The 19,049-nt window shown below is 61.6% G+C and carries 18 protein-coding genes, 3 tRNA genes, 1 other RNA gene and 2 pseudogenes; 9 read left to right on the top strand and 15 right to left on the bottom strand.

Translation table 11 applies throughout. The features are described from left to right. Positions 1 to 7 precede the first annotated feature (7 nt). The 4 genes and pseudogenes from BMX07_RS13470 to BMX07_RS25165 form a co-directional block, all read right to left on the bottom strand. Positions 8 to 1,507 (bottom strand): molybdopterin-dependent oxidoreductase, encoded by a 1,500-nt coding sequence (locus BMX07_RS13470; RefSeq protein ID WP_090618389.1) that lies wholly within the window; start codon positions 1,505 to 1,507, stop codon positions 8 to 10. Between the two features lie 27 nt (positions 1,508 to 1,534). After that, positions 1,535 to 2,548, bottom strand: coding sequence for a hypothetical protein (locus tag BMX07_RS13465; protein WP_090618388.1), 1,014 nt, complete (start codon positions 2,546 to 2,548; stop codon positions 1,535 to 1,537). A 570-nt stretch (positions 2,549 to 3,118) separates the two neighbouring features. Then, positions 3,119 to 4,423, bottom strand: coding sequence for a DUF6498-containing protein (locus BMX07_RS13460; RefSeq protein ID WP_139210890.1), 1,305 nt, complete (start codon positions 4,421 to 4,423; stop codon positions 3,119 to 3,121). A 218-nt stretch (positions 4,424 to 4,641) separates the two neighbouring features. Further along, positions 4,642 to 4,799 (bottom strand): annotated as a pseudogene (locus tag BMX07_RS25165) (IS5/IS1182 family transposase); the annotation flags it as partial. A gap of 419 nt (positions 4,800 to 5,218) precedes the next feature. Between BMX07_RS25165 and BMX07_RS25160 the strand changes: the two are divergent. The 3 genes from BMX07_RS25160 to BMX07_RS13440 all read left to right on the top strand — a co-directional run bounded on the left by BMX07_RS25160 (position 5,219) and on the right by BMX07_RS13440 (position 7,080). After that, on the top strand, positions 5,219 to 5,560 hold the full coding sequence (locus tag BMX07_RS25160) for a DUF8023 family protein (RefSeq protein WP_139210888.1): 342 nt from the start codon (positions 5,219 to 5,221) through the stop codon (positions 5,558 to 5,560). A gap of 455 nt (positions 5,561 to 6,015) precedes the next feature. Further along, positions 6,016 to 6,288 carry a DUF7692 domain-containing protein gene (locus tag BMX07_RS13445; RefSeq protein WP_394328393.1) on the top strand — a complete coding sequence of 91 codons (273 nt, stop codon included), beginning with the start codon at positions 6,016 to 6,018 and terminating at the stop codon, positions 6,286 to 6,288. Positions 6,289 to 6,447: 159 nt separating this feature from the next. Further along, positions 6,448 to 7,080, top strand: coding sequence for a hypothetical protein (locus BMX07_RS13440; protein WP_090618384.1), 633 nt, complete (start codon positions 6,448 to 6,450; stop codon positions 7,078 to 7,080). Positions 7,081 to 7,098: 18 nt separating this feature from the next. Here the strand turns inward: BMX07_RS13440 and BMX07_RS13435 are convergent, their stop codons facing one another. Continuing rightward, positions 7,099 to 7,287: a DUF8053 family protein gene (locus BMX07_RS13435; RefSeq protein WP_090618383.1), complete on the bottom strand. Its 189-nt coding sequence runs from the start codon at positions 7,285 to 7,287 to the stop codon at positions 7,099 to 7,101. 89 nt (positions 7,288 to 7,376) lie between these two features. Between BMX07_RS13435 and BMX07_RS13430 the strand changes: the two genes are divergently transcribed. From BMX07_RS13430 to BMX07_RS23795, 3 genes and pseudogenes are all read left to right on the top strand, one after another. After that, positions 7,377 to 7,811, top strand: coding sequence for a DUF8023 family protein (locus tag BMX07_RS13430; RefSeq protein ID WP_090618382.1), 435 nt, complete (start codon positions 7,377 to 7,379; stop codon positions 7,809 to 7,811). A gap of 43 nt (positions 7,812 to 7,854) precedes the next feature. After that, a pseudogene (locus BMX07_RS25155) lies at positions 7,855 to 8,057 on the top strand (hypothetical protein); the annotation flags it as partial. A gap of 153 nt (positions 8,058 to 8,210) precedes the next feature. Continuing rightward, positions 8,211 to 9,062: a twin-arginine translocation signal domain-containing protein gene (locus BMX07_RS23795; protein ID WP_139210886.1), complete on the top strand. Its 852-nt coding sequence runs from the start codon at positions 8,211 to 8,213 to the stop codon at positions 9,060 to 9,062. A 9-nt stretch (positions 9,063 to 9,071) separates the two neighbouring features. On the opposite strand, the gene BMX07_RS13415 is transcribed toward BMX07_RS23795, so the two are convergent. From BMX07_RS13415 to BMX07_RS13400, 5 genes are all read right to left on the bottom strand, one after another. Continuing rightward, a complete protein-coding gene (locus BMX07_RS13415; protein WP_090618380.1) occupies positions 9,072 to 9,296 on the bottom strand; it encodes a HalOD1 output domain-containing protein in 225 nt (74 codons plus the stop codon). A gap of 59 nt (positions 9,297 to 9,355) precedes the next feature. Continuing rightward, positions 9,356 to 9,462 (bottom strand) — tRNA-Ile (locus BMX07_RS13410). Between the two features lie 71 nt (positions 9,463 to 9,533). After that, a complete protein-coding gene (locus BMX07_RS25460) occupies positions 9,534 to 9,662 on the bottom strand; it encodes a hypothetical protein (RefSeq protein ID WP_281246962.1) in 129 nt (42 codons plus the stop codon). A gap of 216 nt (positions 9,663 to 9,878) precedes the next feature. Beyond that, complete coding sequence (locus BMX07_RS13405) at positions 9,879 to 10,463, bottom strand: MogA/MoaB family molybdenum cofactor biosynthesis protein (RefSeq protein ID WP_090618379.1); 585 nt, start codon at positions 10,461 to 10,463, stop codon at positions 9,879 to 9,881. Between the two features lie 215 nt (positions 10,464 to 10,678). Continuing rightward, positions 10,679 to 10,751, bottom strand: a tRNA-Asn gene (locus BMX07_RS13400). A gap of 95 nt (positions 10,752 to 10,846) precedes the next feature. Between BMX07_RS13400 and cca the strand changes: the two genes are divergently transcribed. Then, a complete protein-coding gene (cca, locus tag BMX07_RS13395) occupies positions 10,847 to 12,304 on the top strand; it encodes a CCA tRNA nucleotidyltransferase (RefSeq protein WP_090618455.1) in 1,458 nt (485 codons plus the stop codon). Positions 12,305 to 12,322: 18 nt separating this feature from the next. Here the strand turns inward: cca and BMX07_RS13390 are convergent, their stop codons facing one another. The 4 genes from BMX07_RS13390 to BMX07_RS13375 form a co-directional block, all read right to left on the bottom strand. Further along, entirely contained in the window at positions 12,323 to 13,354 is a 1,032-nt protein-coding gene (locus BMX07_RS13390; RefSeq protein ID WP_090618378.1) for a histone deacetylase family protein, read from the bottom strand. Positions 13,355 to 13,358: 4 nt separating this feature from the next. After that, entirely contained in the window at positions 13,359 to 13,790 is a 432-nt protein-coding gene (locus BMX07_RS13385; protein ID WP_090618377.1) for a histone, read from the bottom strand. Between the two features lie 66 nt (positions 13,791 to 13,856). Continuing rightward, positions 13,857 to 15,299: a single-stranded DNA binding protein gene (locus tag BMX07_RS13380; RefSeq protein ID WP_090618454.1), complete on the bottom strand. Its 1,443-nt coding sequence runs from the start codon at positions 15,297 to 15,299 to the stop codon at positions 13,857 to 13,859. 270 nt (positions 15,300 to 15,569) lie between these two features. After that, the gene (locus BMX07_RS13375) at positions 15,570 to 16,076 is read right to left on the bottom strand and encodes a hypothetical protein (protein ID WP_090618376.1); all 507 of its coding nucleotides are present in this window, start codon (positions 16,074 to 16,076) and stop codon (positions 15,570 to 15,572) included. A 168-nt stretch (positions 16,077 to 16,244) separates the two neighbouring features. On the opposite strand from BMX07_RS13375, the gene BMX07_RS13370 reads away from it, so the two are divergent. Both BMX07_RS13370 and BMX07_RS13365 read left to right on the top strand, forming a co-directional pair. Beyond that, positions 16,245 to 16,317, top strand: a tRNA-Arg gene (locus BMX07_RS13370). Positions 16,318 to 16,779: 462 nt separating this feature from the next. Next, positions 16,780 to 18,291 carry a PQQ-binding-like beta-propeller repeat protein gene (locus tag BMX07_RS13365; protein ID WP_175480146.1) on the top strand — a complete coding sequence of 504 codons (1,512 nt, stop codon included), beginning with the start codon at positions 16,780 to 16,782 and terminating at the stop codon, positions 18,289 to 18,291. Positions 18,292 to 18,351: 60 nt separating this feature from the next. Here BMX07_RS13365 and rnpB read toward each other — a convergent pair. Then, an RNA gene (gene rnpB, locus BMX07_RS13360) (RNase P RNA component) lies at positions 18,352 to 18,885 on the bottom strand. Between the last annotated feature and the right edge of the window lie 164 nt (positions 18,886 to 19,049).

Genomic DNA, 19,049 nt, shown 5'->3' with positions numbered 1-19,049 from the left:
CCGGCGTTCATCCGTGTACCGTTTTCGTGACCCAGCCGGTCGCCCCACTCGGGAACGCGTCCGTCCGCTCTTCGGGCTGGAGGGTCCCCTCGCCGTCGATCGCCCGGACCACGACCTCGTGGCTGCCGTCGGGTTCGAACTCGTAGCGCCACTGTCGCCACACGTCGATCCCGGGGAGCGGCTCCGAGAGTTCCGCGTCCCGCCAGGTGCCGCCCCCGTCAACCGAGACTTCCACGCGCTCGATGCCACGCGTCCCGGCGTAGGCGTGGCCGGCTACCTCGACGTTCTCGCTGTCACGGACGGTGTCGCTCCAGAGTTTGGCGACGGTGTTGACCGGCCCGGTGCCGTGCCAACCACGCTGTTCCCAGTAGCCGTCCATCTCCTCGTCGAGGAGTTCGATCTCGGTGAGCCACTTGACGTTCGTCTCGCCCCAGTGTCCCGGAATCAGCACGCGCACCGGATGGCCGTGAGACTGGGGGAGCGATCGGCCGTTCATCCCCCACGCGAGTAAGCCGTCTTCGAGGGCCTCGATCGGGAACTGGACGAAGTACCCGTCTTCCGCACGAAGCATCGCACACGCACACTCGCCCTCGGGGTCGGCCTCCTCGAGGAGTGGTTTGATCGGCGTCCCGGTCCAGACGGCGTTGTCCAGCTTCTGCCCGTTCAGCCCCTCGCCGACACACCGTAGCGTCACGAACCGCCGCTCGGTCGGCATATCCGTCAGTTCATCGAACGTAACGGTTACGCCGTCACCGACTTCCCCGGTGATCGTCAGCGACCAGTCGTCGGGCGAGAGGGTCGGGTCGAACTCCGCTATATCGACGTTGTAGAACTCCTCGAACGTGCTCACGAGTCCCGGAACGTCGCCACGGATGTCGAGGGACTTCGCTTCGGCCTCTCGCATCAGCGTGGCTTCCACGTCGTCCGTCGTCCCGTTTCCGCTATCGGTGATTTCGTCGAGTGGCTCGCCGCCGACGGTGTCGTCGTCAGTCGTCAATCGGCGGAAGCCGATAGCTGTGCCGACGAAGGCCAAAGCGCTCACGCTCGAGACGAGTGCACGCCGCCGCGACGGGTCACGTTCGGGAGCGGCGAGCGGCGTGGCGCCAACGGCGGTAAATACGGTTACGGGCCCAGCAGCACCGACTGCGAGTAGTGGCTCTGCTGTAATCATGGCAGTCAGACTCCACGCCAGGACGCCGGACAGGCCAACACCGATCACGGGCCGCTCGCATCCTCGAGCAACGTGAAGCCCGATGATCGCAGCGCCCGCGAGCAATCCAGTTGCGATACCGAACGAAAGCGCAATGTGCAGCAGATGTCCCTGTTCGCCGACGTTCTCTATCGTCCAGGCGACGATTGGTCCCGGCGTGGTCCTGACGACAAGGTCGTCGATGGGCGCGACGAGGAACTCCCGGGAGTATCCCGCCGCCATGTAGGATCCGGCGACGCCGGTCATGCCCGCGAGCGTCGCGAACGCGACAGCGTTGCGGGATGGATAGTCCACCATCGTTATGTCCGCCTCTCGCTCATCGGTTCACTCCATCCCCACGGAGACGACGGGACAGTTGACGGTGGCGGTGTCGGTGTCGAGGATGGTCGCCGAGGTGGCCGTATCGAGGTCCGAAACGCCCTCGAAATCGGCGTTGTCGTAAACGTTGACCGTCCATAGCGGCGAGTAGCTCCCGTCGCCCGGCAGCGAGGCGACTACGTTGTGCGTTTGGTCGCTCATCGCCTCGGTCATGAACCCCGACTGCGGGCCACCGCCATCCTCGTCGGGGTTCGTGTTGAAGGAGACGTAGATGGGCGAAACCGGCACCTCGTTGCCGTCGGTCGCCTCGAGCGGTGCCTCCTCGAAGAGAAAGTAACTGACGACCTTCCCGTCGTACCAGCCCTCGATCAGTCCCTCATCCTCGTCGCCTGCGCGTTTGGTGGCTGTGGAGCCGTCGGGGACGACTGGACAATTCTTGATGCTGTCAGTGGGCGTGATCTCGACGTCGTGTTCCATCAGATCGGCGCCGCTTGTCACCGTGTTGGCCTCGTAGTCGTCGGGGACCGTGACCTCGTGGACGTGCCAGAAATCGTTGTACCCCTCGTCACCGGGAATCACGTCGATGACGTTGCGCTGGTTCTCGACCGGATCGCCGTTCTCCCGGAAGAACGCGTAGATGGGCGCGGGCTCGACCGGCTGCACGTCGAAATTGTAGTACTCGACGGCCTCGCCGCCGGGACCGAGTCCCTGCGTGATGAACGGCCCCCGATCGAAGTCGATGGGGTCGTCGGGGTCCGGCAGGTCGTTCATCTCGTTACGCACCATCAGCGTCCCTGCCTCCTCGCTGAACCGGTCGATCTCCGCGCGAGGTGCCTCCTCCGGGTCCATCGTACGAGATTCCTCCATCGAATCGTCGGTCATGGATTCATTATTCATCGAGTCGTTTCCGGACGAGCCGTCGCTGCCGTCCTCGCTGCCGAGACAGCCGGCGAGTGCAACCACTGTCGTGCCGCCTGCGATCTTCAGAACTCGGCGTCGTGTCGTATCGTTGTCCGACATAGCAGTTGGTCGCACGAGAAGGGCGAAAATATAGATTTTTCAAGAACCGTACAGATTCGCACCAATTTCGGTTCAAATTCGGTCTAGATTCTGTGCAGATTCGTGTGGCCGTATCGTGAAGAATCCTGAATAGACCGATTAACTGCTCGTCCCTTTCGCGCTGTATACGCGCTCTCTATTCAGCAGAAGCTGAATCAGCTACGAAGTGTTGTCAACGGCCCAAAGATCAGCACGTTCTCACCGACGTCGCCGCCCGTGATCGGCCGAAATGCGTCGACCAACTGCTCGATCTTCGCATCTCGATGGTGGCGGTCACTCGGAATGGAGGATGGTCTGAGGGCTCGAGCATCAGTACTCCTGACCCAGAGTTATCATTTTTCCGAGTAATTGCTGGTACAGATTGCGTTTACAAATAGGATAGAAGTGACAAAATCAGAGCTAGCCGCCTCGTCAGTGTCAAAACCGTACGAATCAGACAGTGTACGTGCGAACTCAGTAGTTCAAAAGACGTGCTACTCAGCCAGATCAGCCTTGAGACCTATGGCCTATTGTCATCACTCTAGCGGCCGTTCAATGCGAATCTGGCCAGTTCTCCCCCGAATACTGCCCTGATTCCGTCTCAATAACCCGCTCGAGACGGTCGGTGACCTTGTCGTAGTCCCGGAGATACGACAGCCGGGCGGGTGGACCGTCGTCCGTCTCGATGACCACTGTTCCGTATCCCCCAATCCAGGCATCGATCCCGCGCTCGTGGGACACCGCTCTTATATCTTCGGACGCGAGCTGCCAGACCGGTTCCTCTAGCCAATGATCGTAACAGACCAGTTGATCGCCATAGAACTCGTACGTTAGGGTCGCATGTCTTGGGAGTGTGAATACGAGTACAGGCACCACAGCGAACACCAGTGCAATAGTAAGCACAATGAGTGTCAGAACTAGTGGGACGTCCGCTACAATGGTGAAAATAGCGAAGAGAAGAAACACGATTGCGTCCCCAGTACGTGACATGAATAGCCCGAGGATCGGGCTGAGTCCGAGAATCCGCCAGATACTAGGACGGGCCGTCGCTCGTGGCTGCGTGGCCGGTCGCTCCACACGAGGTAGTGTAACGGCCGTAACTCCAGCAGTCCGAAAGGGGTCACCGCCGCCGCTCTGGTCTTCGAACGGGCTCACGTCGTATTCGGGCAACTCGAATCGGTCCCGGTCACGACACCGGAAGAACAACGTCATCGCGATCTTCCCAACGATGAGTATGTACGATAGGCCCACAGGCCAAGCTGCTAGCACAGAACCAGCACCACTCCCGTCTCGAAGCCACAATAAAACAACGAGGCCGGTAACGCCCGCGCCAGTCCTGAACCACGATTGAAACGCCTGCTTCGCGGGGGCTCGCTCGTATCGTTGCTCGTCAAAGTACACCTTCGCGGTCAACAGATGTGTCCCGGCGAGGACTCCAGCAACGATCACGACGGTCTCGATCGTCTCGTGTGATGAGTAGTACAGTGGCGACGCCGGAACGAACAGCGCAAGCGCCGAACTGAAAAAGACGAATAGAAACATCGACTGAGCTCCGATAACCGATGCGTTTCGAACGTAACCAGTGAGAGGACCAACACTCAGTGCTCCATGCCGAACCTTGAGCAACGGCTCGGAACGGGGGTGTGGCAACGGGACGTCGACAAGTCTGGTAGGGAACGTTTGTATCATGCCGACGACGGTGCCGATCACGGCTTCAGCCCAGTAGACAACCAACAACTCGGTCAATCCCCACTGGAACCCTGCTAACCCGATCAGCGGGAGGAGATTTGCGATCATGACGGCACAGACGACCCGCAGGGGAAATGCGAAAAAAACCGTTTTTTCTTCAGAAGTCATACTATACGGGAGCTATTGAAGCCATATTTGATAAAATATCGTTCGAGTAAGATTATGAATTCCTCACCAGAGATTTGCCTCGACACATGCCTTCTCCAATGCTACCTCCACTTTATCGTGTTGCACGAGCATATCTGCCAAGGTGTTGAAGAATACCGAACAGGTTAGCCCACCAATAGGTATACTGATAATCGGCTGAGGGAGACATAGAACTCTTCTTACGCCGTGATAATCGTGCCTTCTGGATTGTCTCTGTATCCGTCGTTGGTGATAGCGATGATCAAGCGTAGACAGAGTGAGAGGAACGGTGGGCTTGTGCATGAACACGGCCTCGGGTTCCCAGCGTCCCAAGACCACAGTTCTCAACCACTTCGTTTGCTTACCCCGCGTCTGGTGGTTGTATGGGTATCAGTACTGGTCAACCGGTTGTGGGGAACCTTGCCTCGGTTTCCGTTTCCAGAGGAACACTACACCGACAATCACCGCACCGATGATGGGAGGGATGAACATCCCGAGAAAGAATCCGACAGCCCACATATCGGCAGATTCCATATTTCGCTTTTGACCATCGGAGTAGATCCATGCGGCACCGAGAAGAGCAAGCAACACCGCCAGCGGCCACGAAAGTACGATTTGGACCATGATTTAGTGTCGGTTCTTTCCCCTTCATACTTCTATTGATTGTAAATCAGAATTGTTCGATAATTCGGCCAACCCACGAGGTTCTTAATATACCCGCCTGTAGGAAAGTCCGCGTCTCGCATTGTGATCCGCGAAATATGAGTCCTATCTCCGTTGCTCGAGTGTGACCCATATTACCTGATTCCGGAAGGTCTCGTGTGGGTAACACCACATGGCACTGAGCGTACCACAAAACACGGTCTCGGCCGCGGTTCGTCGAGAAATGGTATCGACTTGATCGACAGCGTACTCGCACCGCTGTTCGTGCTCGCGACGTTCTCCGTCGCGGCGGTCGGCACGTTCAGTCTGAACGAGCCGTTCAACACGGGTTTCGCCGGCGTCCTGTACTCGTCGCACGGCACCGAGATAACCTACGGCTTCGTCGTTTCGATCATCACGGTCGTCACGCCTGGGCGACGAACGGCCAGACGACCATCGAGGACTACACTGCGATAAACGGTCGTCCGCTGATAGTTTATCCCATAATCCCCAAACCACCGCCCCAAGGGGTCGCACGTCGACAGAATCCGATCCCCGATTTTGCACATCGATTGCGAGTCGAGGTGTGTAAGATCGACCGCCCGATTGAACACGCGATCGCGCTGATTGGTAATCTGGATCGGCCCTCATTTCTAAGATCGAAGTTTTATCTACTAGAATTGACTGTAATTTCACGGGAACTGTGCAATTCCCCAGGCGGTTGCACGTCGACGAAACGCAATTCCCGAATATGAACACGAGCCAGCTCGAGCCGTGTTCATATTGCGCCTGTATCGAACCCAGGTCCGGCGGTGATTTCACCGATCGTGCTGCACGCCGACCCCTCTTTATAAATCTACGACGGTCCAGTGACCGAAGAGAACTAGGAATAGCGGCGTGTGTTCACGAGCATAGCTCACCATAGTGCCGATGTGCCCGGCTCGGTCCGTATCCGAACCGGCGATGGGAATGAGTGGAGATACGACGAGATCGAACGTGCTGCCGACTACTACGACTGCAATCGGTCGAACGCGGTCGCCTTCGCCTGCCACGACGTCGTCGAACTCGTCGCGAACATTCGGCAGGTCCTCGAGAGAGAGGATCTCACGCTCGAGCAGCGACGGGAGATCGCGGACACGCTCTCGACCGGGAAAACTTCACACTCAGTTTCAACCGATATCGACGTTGAGACGCCCAGTGACTGAGAGAATCCTCGGTCTCAACAGTTACCGGTCCAGCATAGTCCTCGTAGACGTAGGAATCGGTGATGGCCGGTTCACCGATCGTAATCTTCGGGAAACCGCGTCCTGAAGGGCGCGGAGGTCATCACTGTTATACTGTTGCTGGAAAAGGATAAATCAGTGATGAGTGATACCAAAACAGGATCATCCACGGCCGATACGGACGTGATGCGGTCGTTCAATCTATTCGTGTACGGCTATTTCGCGCTGTTGATTATCAGCCTGTATGCACTCGCCCAACCGATTGGGCTCTTCCTGGCGGGAGCGGTAGTGCTTGGAGGACATCTGCTACTCCACGCACCACTGTTCGTCCTCCGGGGGGAACTCAAGGCACGGTGCAACAAGCCGGCTGAGGCGGTTCGCGAGGAGCTGTCGTCGGTACGAAATCCACTCACGTCTATGTGGCTCGCGAACGCGGATGTCGAATCTGGCCCCCAATCTGGCACTGTCCACTTCACGAGAACAGGACCACTCGGGCTCTTTTCGAAACGGTACCAGCTGAGCGTCACGACGTTGCCCGATGAAACGATCGAGCAGACCATTCAGCGCGACGGGCGATCTATCGTCACTGCACGCTCTTCGATCGAATCAACCGAGGCGGAAACCGCCATCGAAATGTCGTTCGAGCGCAACGCTATCCACGCGTTTTCGCTTCTCCTGATGACCGTTCTGGAATCGAGACTTAACCGCTCTCTCGCTGCTCACGGTTACGATTTCGTCCAAGAATCCTACTCAATTGGTCTTCGATTTCGGTAAATCCCAATACTATCAGTATTACTCACCGTCGATCTCCCCAACGAGCTCGAGCGTCCACTCTCCGTCGTCGACGTGACGAATGTGGACGTGATGTTCACCGTCGATCTCACCATTTTCGTCGAGCAGTCCCTCGAGGCGAAGATCGTCTTTCGGCAGCGTCACACCGGCAGAGTTCTGGTCTAACTGTTGGAGTTTGTTCAGCGCCATACGAAGAGGCGGGCAACCCGCCTTGGTATAACGATTGTTGAGCCTTGGTTTTGCTGACTTTTTCGGCGAGCGGGGATGCCACCGGCCGTATGGCGCTTAGCCTGCCACAGAATGCTGTGCCGAACGCGGTACGGCGCGAAGACGGAATCGACTTGATCGACAGCGTGCTCGCACCGCTGTTCGTGCTCGCGACGTTCTCCGTCGCAGCGGTCGGCACGTTCAGTCTGAACGAGCCGTTCAACACGGGCTTTGGCGGCGTTCTCTACTCGTCGCACGGCACCGAGATCACCTGCGGCTTCGTCGTCTCGATCGTCACGGTCGTCACCGCTTGGGTGACGAACGGCCAGACGACCATCGACGACTACATCGACATGGAGACGGTCGTCCTGCTGCTGATGTTCATCCTGAACATCCTCTCGGCGCTCGTGCCGGCTGTCGCGGTCACTCTCGAATCGACGTGGCTGCTCGGTTGGTTCATGGTGTTCCTGAACGGAGCCGGATTCTACCACATCGCCTACAAGTAGGTGGTTCGGGATATGAACGACCACTCGTCGACGAAACGAATCAGAGGTCTACCGCGAGTATCACGAGAAACTTCGGCGGCACGGCGGCCGGTACTGCTTCGTCGTCTACCGGCCACATGGGCGCTTGGGCTGCACGACCCGCAAAGACAAGATGGTTCGCTCATGTGATTCCCGTTGTTGCGCTGGCACGGTGGCGGCGATTACCGCAGGACTCGGCAGGTGAAGATGATCACATCTATTCTTTGATGTTTTCTATCAGTATATGTTTGCGGGTTTCAATCGCTGAACCGGTGCATTGGCCGTCAGCATATTATAATAACAGACCGTCACTACAGTTGGGTACTGTATTCCTTCCCCATCGGTCTACAGAGGAGGTCCCTACAGGCCTTGTAGACAATAATGTCGAACAACATAATGAAGAGACGGCGGTTTTTAGCAACGACGCTTGCAGGAGGAGCGGTAACTGCAACTGCAGGATGCCTAGCAGACGAAAACTCGGCATCGAGTCCAAAGCAGAGCGGAGCGAAGGATTCTGAGTCGGACAGCACAACGGCCAATTCCGCGCTATTCACCCGCGTAGAACTTGTAGACACCGAAATCGTTGCGAGTATTGATACGGAAATGGCCACGGATGTCGATGTAATCGACGTAGTCCCACCAAGTGGCGAACCAGAGCAAACAAACTGGCACGGTGGAAATACGCTCAAAGTCGAGTTGACGGATTCTGTCGGTCAGGTCCAACGCCCTCCCGGCGAGTACACACTCCAAGCTGTCACGGAATTCGATGAACTAGTCGCTGAACACACGATAACGCTCGACCGGAGTTTGACTGTAGAGGAAATCGGGACGTATCGACAACTCGGGGCGCAGAAAGAAGACCCAGAAGAAGAGCTCGCTAGCTGTAGAGTCACCATCAAAAATGAAGGGCCGATGCCTGTTTCGGCGTTCCAAGCCTCATTTGCGGACCCGGATACCGAAACGCCGATCGGCAGGACACAGCATGGTACTGCAGTTTTGGCTGGTGAGACAGTTACAATAACTCACTCCAATCTCTTTGGGTTCAGAACTAGTTCTTCTGCCGAAAGCAATCGAGGGACGGTCGATAAAGACTACGTCATTACATTCCACGATGGAACACAATTCAGGATTCCAGTCACGCTAAAATACGAGGGCGATGTGGAATATCATTCCTCTGGATTTATCACAGAGTTCTACTTCTTCAATGAGATGGCGGTTGTCAGGCGCGAGTGACTACCGACTTCAGTCGTGGGCTTTCTCCTGAATCTCTGTAATCGCCAGCTCCTCACCGTCGATCCGCACCCGATAGTCGTCGATCAGGAACGACAGGCTGACGCGTTCTTGGACAGCGACAAGCGTGTCTAGCGCTTCAGGATCGACGTGGTCGTACAGTGTGGCACCGAGAACATCGGAGAGTTCTACCGGATCGACCTCTTCGAGCGTTCCGAGGGCAGTGAGCGTGGCCACACTTGCCGCCCCGATTATCGGCCGAATCCGTTTCGGCCACGCTTCGGGGTTGTTGCGGATGGGCCCTGACGGATTCGAACCATCGACCACTCGGTGTCTCACACGATCTCACAGTGTCAGATCGCGTTATGAGCCGAGCGCTCTTACCAGACTGAGCTAAGGGCCCGTAATCGGGAGAAGTCGGGCATGCTAATTAACGCTTGCTGTCTGTTTCGCTCGGAAGAAAACGATCGGAGTCTACGCGGTCAGCGCCTCGAGTTCGTCGTCGCTCAGTTCGGCCTCGAGTTCCGCCCGACTGTGCGAGTCGAGGACGTCCTCGCGTTCCTCGGCGTCGAGTTCGGTGATGGATTTGAAGTGGTGGCACATAGCAGTCGGCGATACGCGCTTGCGTTCAATAAAGGCTGGTTCAGGCGAGTTGACTGCTCGCAGCAGCGGCTCGAGACGGCCGGCGGCCGGTCGCGTCGGTCCGGCTAGTGCCTCGGTCACGATCAGTTCGCTCGGGTTCCGGAACCGGGACGTGATCCGCAATACGGTTGGCAGCCGCCTCGGGGAGGCACCGTACTGTGGGCGGCGTCGAACCGGCTACTCGCCCTGATACTCCGCGAGCGTTCGGTCGGTCGTTCCGGTGCGGTGGCGCGTGGCTAGTCCCGCGAGGTGGGGCGCTTCGGGAACGATCAGTTCCGTACAGGCGGTCTCACAGGCGCTTTGGCTCCCGGGGAGGCAGAAGACCGGTGTATCGACGGCGATCCCTGCGGTCGCACGGGAGGCTATCGCTCGCGTTCCGACCTCGTCCCACGAGAGCGACCGGAAGCGTTCGCCAAAGCCCGGTAGTTCGCGCTCGAACAGCGATGCCGTCGCCTCGGGGGAGACGTCGTCGACGGTGACGCCGGTGCCGCCAGTGGTACACACTACGTCGATATCTCGACGCGCGACCAGGCTCCGAACGGCGGTCCGGATCGCCGAGTAGTCGTCACGGACCAGCAGCCGTTCCCGAACCACGTGGTCCTCGGCCTCGAAACAGTCTTGGATGGTGTCTCCGCCCGGATCGTCGGGGTCGTCTTTGGCCGCGCGCGAACTCGAGACGGTTACGATCCCGACGAAGAGCGGGTCGATGATGTCGTGGCCGTGATCGTCGGTGCTCCGGCGGTCGTCACTGTCGCTAGTCATAGACGTCCCTCGCTCCCGGAGGATGATAATCCCTCGCCCGACCGGGCGGACGACCCGTCGAGGGCGGTCCACCGCTGCTACTGAACCGGATCTGCGAGGCGCGCTCCACCAGCGGGTTCACAGCGTTTCTCTGTCGACGCAGGCGTGCGATTCGACGCGAAAACGATCCGCTATCGGGGGGGCAGTGACTCGGGGATCCGATGCGGACGGAGAAGCGCCGAAGCCAGGACTCGAACCTGGGACAACCTCGTTAACAGCGAGGTGCTCTACCATCTGAGCTACTTCGGCTCATCCTGTGATAGCCGGGTTGATTTGATAGGGCTTTCGTTTTCGCTTCCCGCGGTTCGATACCCTTTCACGCACCGCTCGAGTAGATGCGGGCGATGAGCGAGGAGGACGTCGACTGCGACGAGCGCGAGGATCGAGACGGGGATCGCGACCTCGAGCGAGTCGTCGCCGAGATCCGCGATCGCGTCGACCCGGACGAAGACGAACGGGCACGGCTCCGGGACGTGGCCGACCGGCTGATCGAGCGGGCCGAGACCGCGGCGACCGACCGCTGTGACGGCGCCGACGTCCTGCAGGTCGGCTCCACGGCCAGGGACACGTGGATCAGCGGCGACCGCGATATCGACGTGTTCGTTCGATTCCCGCCGGAACTCGACCGGGAGACCCTCGAAGAGTACGGTCTCGAGGTCGGCCACGCGACCCTTCCCGAGGGGCACGAGGAGTACGCCGAACACCCCTACGTCAAAGGCGAAGTCGAGGGGTTCGACGTCGACGTCGTCCCCTGCTTTCGGCTCGAGTCGGCCACCGAGATCCGCTCGGCGGTCGATCGGACGCCGTTCCACACGCGGTACCTCGAGCGGCGACTCGACGACGAGCTCGCCGCAGCCGTTCGGGTCACCAAGCAGTTCCTCAAGGGAATCGGCGTGTACGGCAGCGATCTCCGGACGCGAGGGTTCAGCGGGTTCCTGACTGAACTGCTCGTCTGCGAGTACGGCGGGTTTCGACCGTTGCTCGAGGCCGCGGCAGACTGGCAGCCGCCGGTCGAACTCGATCCCGAGGGGCACGGCCGGGCGCACGAGACGGCAACGCCGTCTCGAGACGTGGCCGGCGGCAACGCCGACCTCGACCTCCCGTTCGACGATCCGCTGGTCGTCATCGACCCCACCGATCCCGAACGCAACGTCGCGGCGGTCTGCGCGGAAGCGAACGTCGCCCGCTTCCAGCACTACGCCCGCGCGTTCCTCCGGAACCCCCGGCTCGAGCTGTTCGAATCCGAGGAACCCGACCCGCTGACCGGCGCGGAACTGCGCGAGCACCTCGAGCGGCGCGGGACGACTCCCGTCACCGTCCGGTTCGAGGCACCGGCTCTCGTCGAGGATCAGCTCTATCCGCAGCTTCAGAAGTCCCTCGAGGGAATCACACGGGGACTGGACGAGCGCGGGTTCGACGTCTTTCGGGCGACGACGATGGCCGACGGAACCGCCGTCGTCTTCGCCGAGCTCGCGGTCAGCGAACGGCCTGCGATCGAGCGCCACGAGGGACCGCCGGTCCACGTCCGCGACCACGCCGAGGGATTCTACGACGCCTATGCTGACGATCCCGACGCCTACGGTCCCTTCATCGACGGCGACCGGTACGTCACCGAGCGCGATCGCGAGTTCACCACCGCCCGATCGTTCCTCGAGAGCGACCGCCTCTTCGACGTCGGGCTCGGGGCACACGTCGAAACCGCACTCGAGGATGGGTACGACGTGCTGGTCGGCGAGGAGGTCACAGCCCTGCTCGATGAGTTCGGCCCGGAGCTCGCGGCCTACTTCGAGCCGCATCCCTGAGCCGATCGCGATGTCGGACTACACGTCGTCCAAGTCGACATCCAGCTCGTGGGCGTCGAGGACGTCCTCGAGCGTCGATTCTGCGTTTTCGCCGGGTTCGTCGTCGGGTTCGATCGGCTCCCGACCGTCGAAGGTCTCGTGGACGAGCGCGACGCTGTCGGCGAGGACGTCCAGCCCGTACCCGCCCTCGAGGACGAACGCCAGCGCGGCGTCGGTGTCGTCCGCGAGGGAGCGGACGCGATCGCTCATCAGGGCGTACGCTTCGGTCGAGAGTCTGATTCGCGAAATGGGATCGTGGCGATGCGCGTCGAAGCCGGCGCTGATCAACAGCAGATCCGGGTCGAAATCGGTGAGTGCAGCGGCGATCGGGCCGTCGAACGCGGCCAGATACTCCCGGTCGTCGGTCCCGGCCGGCATGGGAACGTTCATCGTCGTCCCCGTTCCGTCAGCCGCACCGGTCTCCTCGATCTCGCCGGTCCCGGGGTAGAGCCCTTTCTCGTGAAGCGAGACGAAGAAAACGTCGCCACGGTCGTAGAAGATGTCCTGCGTCCCGTTGCCGTGGTGGACGTCCCAGTCGACGATCGCGACGCGGTCGACGTCGTACGCGTCGGTGTCGAGCGCGTGTTGGGCGGCGACGGCGACGTTGTTGACGAAGCAAAACCCCATCGCGTTGTCGGTGACGGCGTGATGGCCCGGCGGTCGACCGATCGAGAACGGGGTCTCGCGCCCCGTCGCACCCTCGAGGGCCTGCTCGGCGGCCCAGCAGGCGAGCCCCGCGCTCCGGCGGGCCGCGTCCCACGTCTCCTCGACCGCTGTGGTGTCGGGGTCCCAGCTGCCGCCGCCGTCGGCACAGAACTCCCGAACCGACTCGAGGTACTCGCGGTCGTGGACGGCCGCCATCGTGTCGAGTTCACAGGGGTCCGCGTCGACGTACTCGACGCCGTGTTTCCGCTTCAGCCGTTCCCGGATCGCTCGTAGCCGGTCCGGCGACTCCGGGTGGCGCGAACCGGGATCGTGTGCGAGACAGAGCTCGCTGTAGCCGAACTGCATCTGCTCACTCGAACAACGAGAAGTACGTCTCGATGTCGTCGTCGGTGATGGTCCGACGGTCGGCGTGACGCGCGAGGATCGCCGCGGCCCGGGCGACGTTGTCGGCGTAGTCCTCGAGGATATCGGCCAGCGCGACGCGTGCGTTCATCGAAACGCGATATCGGTCGTCGATCTCCAGTCTGGCGATGCGATCGACCGGAGCGACCGGCAGCTCGAGGTCGTCCTTGTCGACGACCCGCTCGACGCCGAAATCGCCCGCCATCAGCGTCTTGCGGCCGTCCGCCGTGGCCTCCTCGGCGGCATCGATCGCGAGTTCGCTCCCGTGTTCCTGAATCCGTGTTGCGAGTTCCTTCGACGCGTCGGCACTCACCCGAAGATCGCCCGCGTTCCGCCGGATGATCGTATCCACCGGGGCGAACGGGAGTTCGACGTTCATATCATGATAGGCGAAGCTAACTCCCTTAACGCTTTTCCTAGACGGACGATGAGGTTGCTCGCGACCTCAGAACACGTCGTTTGCCTCGAGGCGGCCGTCGCGGACGACTCCGCGGGCGGTCACCTCTTCGCCGAGACCGACGTCAGCGTCGGTCGCGACGCTCATCGTCGTTTCGCCGTCGTCGAGTACGATCGGATCGCCGGCCTGCACGACGACGCCGGTGAACTCGAGTTCCTCGCCGTCGGACGGTTCGTCGGAGTCGGAGTCGGAGTCGGTATCGGTTTCCAGATCGGCGGTGTCCGCTGTATCCTCGCCCGACCCGTCGTCGCCGGCGAAGGCAGACAGGCCGGCGTTCGCATCGGTCGAGCCGCTCGCATCGGTTTCGCCAGCGCCGGAGTCGGACGACTCCGACTCGAGGATCGTGATCGTCGACTGCCACCCCGCGGAGGCCTCGAGGTCGTCCTGCCAGCCGTCCTGGATTTCGACGTCGCCGAGCGCGACCTCGTCGCCCGGTCCCACGTCGGTGTCTGCTTTCTCGCCCCAGAGGGCCACGCGGATGTCGCCGGTCGCGTCCTGAACGCGGATGTTCCGTACCTGTCCCTCCGAGCCGTCGTCGCGGTCGAAGGTTCGCTTCGGATCGGCCGAGCGGACGACGCCCGCGATGTCGACCGTCTGATCGATCTCGAGGTCGTCGATCGGCGTGCTCTCCGGTACGTACTCGACCTCCTCGTCGACCGCTTCGACGGCACCGCGATTACCGACGTGGAGTTCGAGGGTCCCGTCGCGGTCCTTGACGTAGCCGTCGATCACCTCGACGGTCGTGCCGGCCTCGAGTTCGGTGGCCAGATCGGCCTGCTCGTCCCAGAGCGTCACGCGGATCCGGCCGGTCGAGTCGCCCAGCACGAGGTTCGAGACCTTCCCTTCGGAGCCGTCGTCGCGGTCGAACGTGCGCACGCTGTCGGTGTCCAGAATCAGTCCGACGAGGTTGACGTTCGAGAGACCCAGCGAGAGGTCCTCGACGGTGTAGGTATCCGAGACCTGCACGTCGATCTCGGTCTCGTCGTCGGGTTCGACGTCGTCGACGCTGACCTCGACGCCCGAAAACCCCTCTTTGGGGCGGCCCTTGATCCGCAAGACCTGTCCCGCCTCGAGTTCCTCGATCGCGGCTTCCGCGTGGTCGTCCCAGAAGGCCGCTCGAACGGAGCCGGTCTCGTCCGCCACCTCGACGTTGACGACCTGGCCGTCCTCGTCCTCGCCGTCGCGTTCGAAGGTCCGCACCTCGCCGATCGAGATCACCTTGGCGACGAACTTGGCCTCTTCCATCCCGGGTTCGATGTCGGCGATACCGCCGACTTCGCTCTCGCCAACCTCGTGAGCGACGAGCATCGCCGCCGTCTCCTCGTCCGCGAGTCCCCCCATCTGCTCGACTTTCGCCTCGACGGCCTCGCGAAACTCCTCGAGAGAAACGTCGGCCTCGAGGTCCTCATATACGCCCTCGATGTCGCTCATTCTATGCTCGTGCATGGGTAGCCCGCGCATAAGCGTTATCCATTCGGTGTCCCGGTGCCGCGCCTCGGTTACCGGGAACGGGACCGACGGCCCGTGGCTCGCGTGAATCGTCCGGGCGCGATCTCGCAGGGACCGGCGGTCGAGACCACGCAGCAGTCGTCCTCCAACGGAGAGTCATACCCCTCTCTGCCCTCGCGATCACATATAAACCACGGCACGGGACGCCGACGAACCGTCGATTCGAGCGTCACCGGCCCCCTGCGCGATCCGTCAGTCGCTCTCTACGGTCGTGTTCTCGATCGTTGTTTCGCCGGCGACGGCGTCGTGGGTCACCGTGACGGTCTCCGGGAGCGTCCCGTCGATCTCGATCGTCGCCGCGTAGTCGATTCGGCCGAGACAGTCACCACAGACCCCGTCTTGCTCCTCGAGTCCGACGGTCACGGCGAGTTCGGCCGGGGTGACGAACTCGATCGCCGAGAGCGACGCATCGGAACACGGGGTCGGGGCCTCGATCGAGCCGGTGAGTTCGACGCCGGCCGCGGTGATCGTGACGATCGCCTCCCGCCCGGCGTCGGTTCCCTCGGCGCAGACGCCCTCGGACGAAATCCGGCTGCTGACGACCGTGCCCGGGTCGCCGGTCTCAGATTTCGGCCCCGATCCAGACTCCGATCCCGGCTCCGGTTCGCCGCCTTCGGTCCCGAGACAGCCCGCAACCGCCCCCACCGTAGTTGCCCCGGTGCCGGCCCCCAGTCGCTCGAGTAGTCCCCGTCGTCGCATACGTCGTGTCGGCGTTCGGGCGTCAAATCCGTTCCTATCGTTTCGGCGAACGGCGGTCGACCGAGCGCTCGAGCGGACGAACACGTCGGTGGATCGGTACGAAACCCCGGGGCGGCGACGGGAGGCTTTCGAAAGGGCTTTAATGTTCACCGGGGTATGAAGAGATGAGTCCTGATAGGGTAGTGGACTATCCTCTTGGCTTGCGGAGCCAGGGACCGGAGTTCAAATCTCCGTCAGGACGTTTCTGCCGACACCAAACCGCGAGCGGAGCGAGCGGCTGGTGTCGACGACTCTCAAAACGCAACGACGACGAGCGGAGCGAATCGTTCGTACCGGAAAACGAACCCGGCGAGTTGCGCAGAAGTCACAGCGCGACCGACGGGAACGATCGTCTTCCCGTGTTCAACTCTCGCCGGGATGGGCACTTCTTTCGAGTGCTTCGCGGTGCTCAGCGCTTACGTCTTCGACAGTAATTAGCGATAGAGAGGAACCGTTCGCGAGCGACCGTCACTGGCGCGTCTCGGATGTCGTCTTCGAGAGACAGCACTGGACCGCGTGCGACACCGTCGACCGGGAATGACCGCCTAATCCCGGGACGGGAGTACACTCTTGCAAAGATGAAACAGTGGGAAGTGACATATTATCGTTCCCGGAGTGGTTTAATTATGGAATAGATAGGATGGTTACTGCGCTGTTGGAATGTATGCCACAGACGAGACGACGATTCTTGAAAGGGTGTGCGACGGCCGCCGCGGCTGGCAGTGTACTTACGGGGACGGGTGGAGCGGTTCCGACGGACGACACTGCAGAGAACGACGTGAGAGAGAACGACGTTGTAGACGAGCTCCCGCCGCACCCGCCCGAGGCTGCGGGGGGGTGGTCCGCATTTCGAGGCGGATACGGGAAGACGGCCGCGGTCGGCTCCGACCACGGGTTCGGTGACGGGTTCGCGTTCGACACGCTCGAGGCCGACTGGACGGCCGACGTCGCGGGGTTGCCGGTCGTCGACGACGGCACTGCCTACGTATCGGTCGACGGAACGGTACGTGCACTCAACGCCGCCGACGGGTCCATCGAATGGCAGAGCAAGGCGGTCGGTGCCAGCGAACCGCCGACGGTGGGATACGGGACCGTCTACGTCAGCGGCGAGAAGACCGTCACTGCGCTCGATTCCGCGAGCGGAGACGTACTGTGGCAGACCGCGCTCGACGCCGACGATCCGTCCGTCTCAGCACCGACGGTCGCGTTCGAGCGCGTGTACGTGTGCGCCGACGGGACGCTGTACGCGATCGACTGCGAGACCGGGACGATCGACTGGCGTCGCGACTCGGTCACGATAAACGTGGGCGACCCCTGGAACGAGCCAAAAGAGGTCGAACGCGCGATCGGCCACGAGGTGGTGGCGAACGATGAACACGTCTTCACGATCGCCGAATCCGGAACGATCGCCGGGCTGGACCCGCTGACGGGCGAAGAACAGCTGGCGACTGACACGTACTACTATCACTTGTCCGATCTCACGGCGACCGACGACAGCGTGTTCGTCAGAACCGAGTCCGAAGCGGTCGTCGCCTACGATTCGTCGACCGGTGAGCGCGACGGCGTGTGGGACGGCGGTATTCGCCGCTTCGCCGTCCGCGGGGGGATGCTGGTCTTCGTGACGCGATATCGGCTCGTCGCGGTCGACCTCGAGAGCGGTGATCAGCAGTGGGCCGTTGGAAACTACTCGCACTGTATCGGCGAACCCGTGATCGCTTGCAACACGGTGCTCGTCAGCATCGGGTTACGGGGAGGCGAGTACAAGAACTCGCTCGTCGCCTTCGATCTCGACGACGGGAGCGAACAGTGGGTCTTCTCGCGAGCGGAGAGTGCGTCCGTTGGAGGGCGGTGCGTGGTCGCCAACCGAACGATCTATATCGACGACGGCGGGCTGACCGCGATTCGCAGAGGCGGGAGCGGACGAGACGGCAGCGCCGAGGACGGGAGCGAAGACGGCGAAAGCGACGACCCCGGCCAGGACGGCGAAAACGGTGACGCCGACCACGGCGGCGAGCACGCCGACCGCGGCGACGAGAACGAGACCGACCGCGAACCGAACGATCCCGGGAACGGGGGAGCAAACGACCAGCTCGAGCGTGATGATGATGGCGGGGACGCCGGCGGTCGAGGCAACCACACGCTCCTGTTGCGGAAGCTGTTGACCTGGATGCCGTAGCACGGCGCGTCGGAGCAGCGGTACTCTCGCGACCGCGACGGCTCTCGAGGGAGGAAAACTGGGTGAGAGGAGTAAGCCCCCTTCTGTTCGGCCCGGCATTCGGCTGAGCGTCCGCGCCGTCCGCGGCGAAGCCGCAGGGTGTTCGGGCTACCACGGCGCGGACTTGCACCGGTGAGGATTCGCCGTTCCATCGATCCTCGGCCGTCTGGGTGTGGTCGACCGTGACGAGCACGATCCGCGGATTCAAACCGCGCGCGAGATGCGACCACACGACTCGCGGCGACGCCGCGAGTTCGGAGGCGATTCTCGTGCTGACGGCACTTCGAGCCGATCGCACTCCGAATCGCCCGGTCCCTCTGCGGGTTCACTCCCCTTCCTCTCGGTCGGGTTCGCGCGCGTCATCGGTCGGGCCGAGACGTGTCGTTTCTGTTCCAGAGCCAGCGGTCTCCCGCTCCGGACTTGCGTCCGGTCACCTGCCCGAACAGGTGGGGGGACTTTCCTCGCGGCCGTTGCGCGACTCGAAGAGTCGGGCAACGGTAGAGCGTGGGCCACCGTTGCCGGTGAAACCATCGCGGCAGCCGGGCTCTCTCTCCCAGTCGTTCTAGGGGGCTCTACCGGAATAAGTCCCCCGATCGTCCGAGACGGGTTCTCGGCCGCTGGGTGTCTCAGGACCGGTTCCGCGGGAAACACGCCGCTCGCTTCTCGGCTTACGATCCGCTGTCGATCGCGTGGAGTACAACTATAGAAATATCCCGGAA

This window comes from Natrinema salaciae (assembly GCF_900110865.1).
Classification (GTDB): Archaea; Halobacteriota; Halobacteria; order Halobacteriales; family Natrialbaceae; genus Natrinema; species Natrinema salaciae.
The sequence above is the reverse complement of the archived record's forward strand: the minus strand, read 5'-3'. Positions and strand labels throughout refer to the sequence as shown.

Bases quoted from the DNA above. Each gene is read 5' to 3' on its own strand.
- BMX07_RS13470 (WP_090618389.1), bottom strand. From the start codon at position 1,507: ATGGTGGACTATCCATCCCGCAACGCTGTCGCGTTCGCGACGCTCGCG.
- BMX07_RS13465 (WP_090618388.1), bottom strand. From the start codon at position 2,548: ATGTCGGACAACGATACGACACGACGCCGAGTTCTGAAGATCGCAGGC.
- BMX07_RS13460 (WP_139210890.1), bottom strand. From the start codon at position 4,423: ATGACTTCTGAAGAAAAAACGGTTTTTTTCGCATTTCCCCTGCGGGTC.
- BMX07_RS13440 (WP_090618384.1), top strand. From the start codon at position 6,448: ATGAGTGATACCAAAACAGGATCATCCACGGCCGATACGGACGTGATG.
- BMX07_RS13435 (WP_090618383.1), bottom strand. From the start codon at position 7,287: ATGGCGCTGAACAAACTCCAACAGTTAGACCAGAACTCTGCCGGTGTG.
- BMX07_RS13430 (WP_090618382.1), top strand. From the start codon at position 7,377: ATGGCGCTTAGCCTGCCACAGAATGCTGTGCCGAACGCGGTACGGCGC.
- BMX07_RS23795 (WP_139210886.1), top strand. From the start codon at position 8,211: ATGTCGAACAACATAATGAAGAGACGGCGGTTTTTAGCAACGACGCTT.
- BMX07_RS25460 (WP_281246962.1), bottom strand. From the start codon at position 9,662: ATGTGCCACCACTTCAAATCCATCACCGAACTCGACGCCGAGGAACGC.
- BMX07_RS13405 (WP_090618379.1), bottom strand. From the start codon at position 10,463: ATGACTAGCGACAGTGACGACCGCCGGAGCACCGACGATCACGGCCAC.
- cca (WP_090618455.1), top strand. From the start codon at position 10,847: ATGAGCGAGGAGGACGTCGACTGCGACGAGCGCGAGGATCGAGACGGG.
- BMX07_RS13390 (WP_090618378.1), bottom strand. From the start codon at position 13,354: ATGCAGTTCGGCTACAGCGAGCTCTGTCTCGCACACGATCCCGGTTCG.
- BMX07_RS13385 (WP_090618377.1), bottom strand. From the start codon at position 13,790: ATGAACGTCGAACTCCCGTTCGCCCCGGTGGATACGATCATCCGGCGG.
- BMX07_RS13380 (WP_090618454.1), bottom strand. From the start codon at position 15,299: ATGAGCGACATCGAGGGCGTATATGAGGACCTCGAGGCCGACGTTTCT.
- BMX07_RS13375 (WP_090618376.1), bottom strand. From the start codon at position 16,076: ATGCGACGACGGGGACTACTCGAGCGACTGGGGGCCGGCACCGGGGCA.
- BMX07_RS13365 (WP_175480146.1), top strand. From the start codon at position 16,780: ATGCCACAGACGAGACGACGATTCTTGAAAGGGTGTGCGACGGCCGCC.